This window comes from Kitasatospora sp. NPDC057198 (assembly GCF_042670125.1).
Taxonomy (GTDB): domain Bacteria; phylum Actinomycetota; class Actinomycetes; order Streptomycetales; family Streptomycetaceae; genus Kitasatospora.
On record NZ_JBHUWH010000513.1, the window covers coordinates 1 to 5292 of the forward strand.

The window sequence follows — 5292 nt, forward strand, 5'->3', positions numbered from 1 at the left end:
CCGTGTATAAGAGACAGTCCCCGGACGGTGCGGGGCTCCCGCGCGTTCCGGCCCGGTCGGCGGCCCGATCGGGTGCGGGCGGGGCGGCGATCGTGGAGGCTGGAGCGGTGATGGACGAGACGGGATTCTGGCAACTGGTCGACGGGGCCCGGGAGGCGGCCGCGGGCGACCCGGACGAGCAGGCCGAGGCACTGGTCGAACGGCTGCTGCGGCTCACCCCGGACGAGGTGCTGGACTTCGCCCGGCAGTTCGAGGCGCGCTTCCAGCGGGCGTACACGGTGGAGCTGTGGGGCGCCGCGTACCTGCTGCTCGACGGCGCCTCGGAGGACGGCTTCGACTACTTCCGGTGCTGGCTGATCGGCCAGGGCCGGGAGGTGTTCGAGGGCGCGGTGCACGAGCCGGACGCGCTGGCCGAGCTGGTGCCGGACTTCGACGAGGAGGAGGACGGCGACGGGGAGGAGCTCGGCTACGCCGCCGACGAGGCGTACGAGCGGCTGACCGGGCTGCCGCTGCCGGACCTGGGGGTGCGGCAGCCCGCGGCCGCGTACGGGGTGTGGTTCGACTTCTCGGACAGGGCCCGGCTGGCGGAGCGCTACCCGCGGCTGTGGGAGCTGTACGGGGACTGAGGGCGGGCGGCGCGCCGTTCGGGTGGCGGCCGGGCGGGTGGCGGCCGGGCGGGTGCTGTCCGGGCGGGTGCTGTCCGGGCGGGTCAGGAGGCGGTGGTGATGCCCTGGATGATGTCGTCCAGCACGGCCGGGTCCGGGGCCTTGGGGTCGTCGTCCACGCCGCCGCGCAGGATGACGTAGCCGCTGCCGTCCGGGTCCGGCACGGCCGCGACCACGGCGAATCCGGCCGCGCCCTGCTCGGGTTCGACGTACCAGCGGATCGCCCAGCCGTCGCTGCCCGCGACGGTGAGGGTGCCGGCCGACTCCTCCCGGTGGGTGCGCAGGGTGCCGAAGGCGACGGCGGCGAAGTCGGCCATGGCCTGTTCGGCGGCGGCCTGGGTGTCGGCGGCGTCGACGCTGTCCGCGGCGACCGCGAACTGGCCGCGCAGGCAGAGGGACTCGGACTGCTCGCAGGCGTACTGGCCGGAGATCTCCACCACCGTCGCCCGCTCGTTGGCGGGTTCGGCGGTCCAGCCGTCGGGCAGCGGGACGCTCCAACCGTGGGCCTTGTCGGCGAGTTGCAGGGCCGGGGCGGGGCTGCTGTCGGTGTCGTCCGCGCTGGTGTCGTCGGTGTCGGTGGCGTGCGGGGTCGGGGACGGGGAGCGCGGCGGGTCGGAGCCGGCCGGGGTGGAGACGCCGACGGTGATGGTCGGCGCGGGCCCGGCCTTCTTCGGGTCGTCCGGCTGCACGGCCCACACCACGGTGCCGATCACGCCGGCCAGCAGCAGCACGGCGACCGAGACGGTGGCGATCAGCGGGCCCCGGCCGGAGCGGGCCGGGGGCGGACCCGGCTGGAACGGGGGCTGGAACGGGGGCTGGAACGGGGGTGTGGTCGGGGGCGGGGGGCCGGGGGCGACCTGCCAGGTCTGGGTGACCGCGTCGTTGACCAGGCCGGCCTGGCGGTGGGAGTCCGTCCAGGCGGTGCCGTCCCACCAGCGTTCCTGCCCGGTGCCGGGGACGGGGTACCAGCCGGGCGGCGTCGGGGTGCTCACGGCCGCTACCGTACCGCCCCGGGGGCCGCCCTCCCCAGCCGCCCGACGGTCACGAATCGGGCACCGGGAAGGTGGGTTGACGAACCGACGGGTGCCGGCGGGTGCAGGCAGGTATCGGCCGGCGCAGGCGGGTGCAGGCGGCTGCAGGCGGCTGCAGGCGGGCGGGTCAGTCCAGGGCGCGGCCCATCCAGACGTCGTCCACGTAGTCGCCGTCCAGCAGGAAGTGCTCGGGCAGCACGCCGAGCACCTCGAAGCCGGCCCGTTCGTAGAGGCGGCGGGCCGGGGCGTTGCGGGCGAGCACCCGGAGCGTCATCCGGCGGGCGCCGTCGGCGCGGGCCGCCTCGCAGGCGGCGGCGAGCAGGGCCTCGCCGATCCGGCGGCCGCGGGCCTCGGGCAGCACGCCCAGGCCCTGGATCTGGCGGACGTGCACGTTGGAGGGCAGCGGGATCTCGCCGACCTGGCGGACGTAGCCGACCACCCGGCCGTCGAGTTCGGCCAGCAGGTACTGCCCGGGGCGGTGCTCCTCGTCGAAGACCGGGGCGTCCTCGGGGCCGCGCGGGGCGACCTCGCCGAGCGGGGACCAGGCCGCGTGGTCGACGGCGCGGATGGCGCGCTCGTCCTCGTCCCGCGCCGGGCGGATGATCACATCGTCGGAGGGCATGCGGGCCATCGTAGACGCCGTCCGGCGCGGCCCCGCACGGGGTTTCTGAACCGGCGGGCGCCGGTGGACTGGGAGGATGGCCGGCATGCGAATCGCGGTGACAGGCTCCACGGGGTTGATCGGGTCCGCGCTGGTGGACTCCCTGCTGGCGGACGGGCACGAGGTGCTGCGGCTGGTGCGGCAGCGCTCGCGCACCGGGCCGCAGCCGGACGGGACGGTCGGGGTCGGCTGGAACCCCCTGCTGATGCAGATCGACGCGGCCGCGCTGGAGGGCGTGGGCGCCGTGGTGCACCTGGCCGGGGCGGGCGTCGGCGACCGGCGCTGGACGGACGCCTACCGGCGGGAGATCCGGGACAGCCGGGTGCTGGGCACCGAGACGCTGGCCGCCGCGCTGGCCCGGCTCGAGGAGCCGCCGGAGGTGCTGGTGAGCGCCTCCGCGGTCGGCTACTACGGGCAGACCGGCGACCAGGTGATCGACGAGGGCGCGCCCGCCGGGAGCGACTTCCTGGCCACGGTCTGCCAGGAGTGGGAGCGGGCCGCGCGGCCCGCCGCGGACGCCGGGATCCGGGTGGTGCACCCGCGCACCGGGCTGGTGCTCGACGCCGGGGGCGGCGCCGGGGCCCGGCTGCTGCCGCTGTTCAAACTGGCGCTGGGCGGACGGCTCGGGAACGGCGGGCAGTACTGGTCGCTGATCTCGCTGGCCGACGAGGTCGCCGCGCTGCGCTTCCTGATCGACCGCCGCGAGCTGTCCGGGCCGGTCAACCTGACCGGCCCGGAGCCGGTCACCAACCGCGAGCTGACCGCGGAACTCGCCCGGCAGCTCGGGCGTCCGGCGGTGTTCGCGGTGCCGGAGTGGGCACTGCGCACCGTGCTCGGCGAGATGGCCGTGGAGGTGGTGGGCAGCCACCGGGTGGTGCCGGCGGCGCTGTTGGACGCGGGCTTCGCGTTCCGCGACCCCGACGCCGGGGCGATCGTCGCGGCGGCGCTCGGGCTGCGGTGAGCGCTCTCCCGCCGGGGCACCGCAGCGGCAGGTGACGGGACGGCGCAGGAGATGACGGAGCGCCGCAGGAGGTTACGGGGCGCCGCAGGAGGTGCCGGAGCGCCGCAGGAGGGGCCGGGACGCCCCGGCAGGTGACGGGGTGCCCCCGGTAGGTGACGGGGCGTCAGCGGGGGGCGCACGGGTGCAACCGGGCGGCGCGCAGGGCGTGGGCGGTGACGGTGCGCGCCCGTTCCCGCTCCGCGCGCCCCGTTTGACGCACGGTGGGTAATCGTCCGGCGGCACTGTGTCGACCTTCCGGTGCGATGAACCGATTGGGCGTCACCCCGCTGTCTGGAGCGGCGGATGACGGGGCATCACCAGTGCGGACCACGCCCGGCCCCCCGCTGCCCGCCCCGGCGCCCACCCGCTCGCGGGCACCGCCGCGCGCGGCGGCCGCGGAGGGCTCCGCCAGGGAGGGAGCACCCACTCGTGCCCGCACAGGACTTCATCGGCCGCGCCCAGCGCGGCCCGTCCGGCGACCCCGACGCGATCGTCGTCGGCGCCGGCGCCGCCGGACTGACCGCCGCGACCCTGCTCGCCGCCCAGGGCCTGGACGTCCAGGTCCTGGAGGCCGGCGAACGCGTCGGCGGCCGGCTGGCCACCCGCGAACTCGACGGCTTCCGGCTCGACCACGGCGGCCACCTGCTCAACACCGCCCACCCCGAACTGGGACGCCGCCTCGACCTCGACCGGCTGGAACTGCGCCCGCTCTCCCCCGGCGTCCTGGTGCACAGCGGCGGCCGCGGCTACCGGGTCGGCGACCCGCGGCTCACCCCCGCCCGGCAGGCCGCCACCCGCGGACCGCTCGGCACCCCGCTGGACAAGGCCCGGCTGGCCGCCGCGATGTCCCGGCTGGCCGCGACGCCCGTCGAACGGCTGCTGGCCCGCCCCGAGACCACCGCCGCCCGCGCCCTGGCCGACCGCGGCCTGCCCGCCCGCACCGTCGACGGCTTCCTGCGCCCGCTGCTCGGCGCGCTGCTGTCCGACCCCGCGCTCGGCACCTCCAGCCGGGTCGCCGACCTGGTGCTGCGCGCCTACGCCCGCGGTCGGCTGTGCGTCCCGGCGGCGGGCGTCGGGGCCGTCCCCGAGCAGCTGGCCGCCCGGCTCCCGGAGGGTGCCCTGCGGCTGGGCGTCGAAGTCACCTCGGTCGGCACGGACGGCGTGGAGACCGCCGGGCACGGCCGGATCCGCTCCCGCGCGGTGGTCGTCGCCACCGACGCGGCGACGGCGGCGACCCTGCTGCCGGGCCTGCGGCAGCCCGGCTTCCACCCCGTCACCACCTACTACCACGTGGCGGAGCGCTCCCCCCTGGGCGAGGCCGTCCTGCTGCTGGACGCCGAACGCTCCGGCGTCTCGCACTCGCTGGTGCTCAGCGACGCCGACCCCTCGTACGCCGCCGACGGCCGCGCGCTGATCGCCACCACCGTGCTGGGCCGCCGCGCCTTCGACTCCGGCGGCCCGGCCGGCGACGAGAGCGCCGTCCGGCGGCGACTGGCGGAGCTGTACGGGACCGCCACCGGGGCCTGGGAGTTCCTGACCGTCCGCCACGTGCCCGACGCGGTGGTCGCGATGCCCCCGCCGCACCACTTCCGCCGCTCGGTGCGACTGCTCGCCGGGCTGTACGTGTGCGGCGACCACCGCGACACCGGGACGGTGCAGGGCGCGCTGGTCTCCGGCCGACGGGCCGCGGAAGCCGTCCTGCGCGACCTCGGCGTGCGGGTCGAACCGGAGACGGAGCGGGCAGCAGCGTAAGGCGGGAACGGCTCGGGGAACGGCGAGAGCCCCCGCCAGGGGCTCGGGGAACGGCGAGAGCCCCCGCCAGGGGCTCGGGGAACGGCGAGCCCGTGGCTGCTGGCGGTTCACTGCCGTTGGGTGCCGCCGCTTCTGGTTCTGTTACGGCACGCAGCAGCACCGACCTTCGATGGGCTCCGACCG

5 protein-coding genes are annotated in these 5292 nt (G+C 77.0%); 3 read left to right on the forward strand and 2 right to left on the reverse strand.

Annotated elements, in window-relative coordinates:
* The first annotated feature begins 110 nt into the window (after positions 1-110).
* Positions 111-626 (forward strand): DUF4240 domain-containing protein, encoded by a 516-nt coding sequence (locus ACFUEL_RS34390; RefSeq protein ID WP_380241285.1) that lies wholly within the window; start codon positions 111-113, stop codon positions 624-626.
* 83 nt (positions 627-709) lie between these two features.
* Here ACFUEL_RS34390 and ACFUEL_RS34395 read toward each other — a convergent pair whose 3' ends face one another.
* Positions 710-1657, reverse strand: a complete 948-nt coding sequence (locus tag ACFUEL_RS34395) for a DUF2510 domain-containing protein (RefSeq protein WP_380241286.1) — start codon at positions 1655-1657, stop codon at positions 710-712.
* 166 nt (positions 1658-1823) lie between these two features.
* Positions 1824-2327, reverse strand: coding sequence for a GNAT family N-acetyltransferase (locus tag ACFUEL_RS34400; protein WP_380241288.1), 504 nt, complete (start codon positions 2325-2327; stop codon positions 1824-1826).
* Between the two features lie 67 nt (positions 2328-2394).
* Between ACFUEL_RS34400 and ACFUEL_RS34405 the strand changes: the two genes are divergently transcribed.
* Together ACFUEL_RS34405 and ACFUEL_RS34410 are read left to right on the forward strand one after the other, a co-directional pair.
* Positions 2395-3318, forward strand: coding sequence for a TIGR01777 family oxidoreductase (locus ACFUEL_RS34405; RefSeq protein ID WP_380241290.1), 924 nt, complete (start codon positions 2395-2397; stop codon positions 3316-3318).
* 468 nt (positions 3319-3786) lie between these two features.
* A complete protein-coding gene (locus ACFUEL_RS34410) occupies positions 3787-5109 on the forward strand; it encodes an NAD(P)/FAD-dependent oxidoreductase (protein WP_380241292.1) in 1323 nt (440 codons plus the stop codon).
* The last annotated feature ends 183 nt before the right edge of the window (positions 5110-5292 follow it).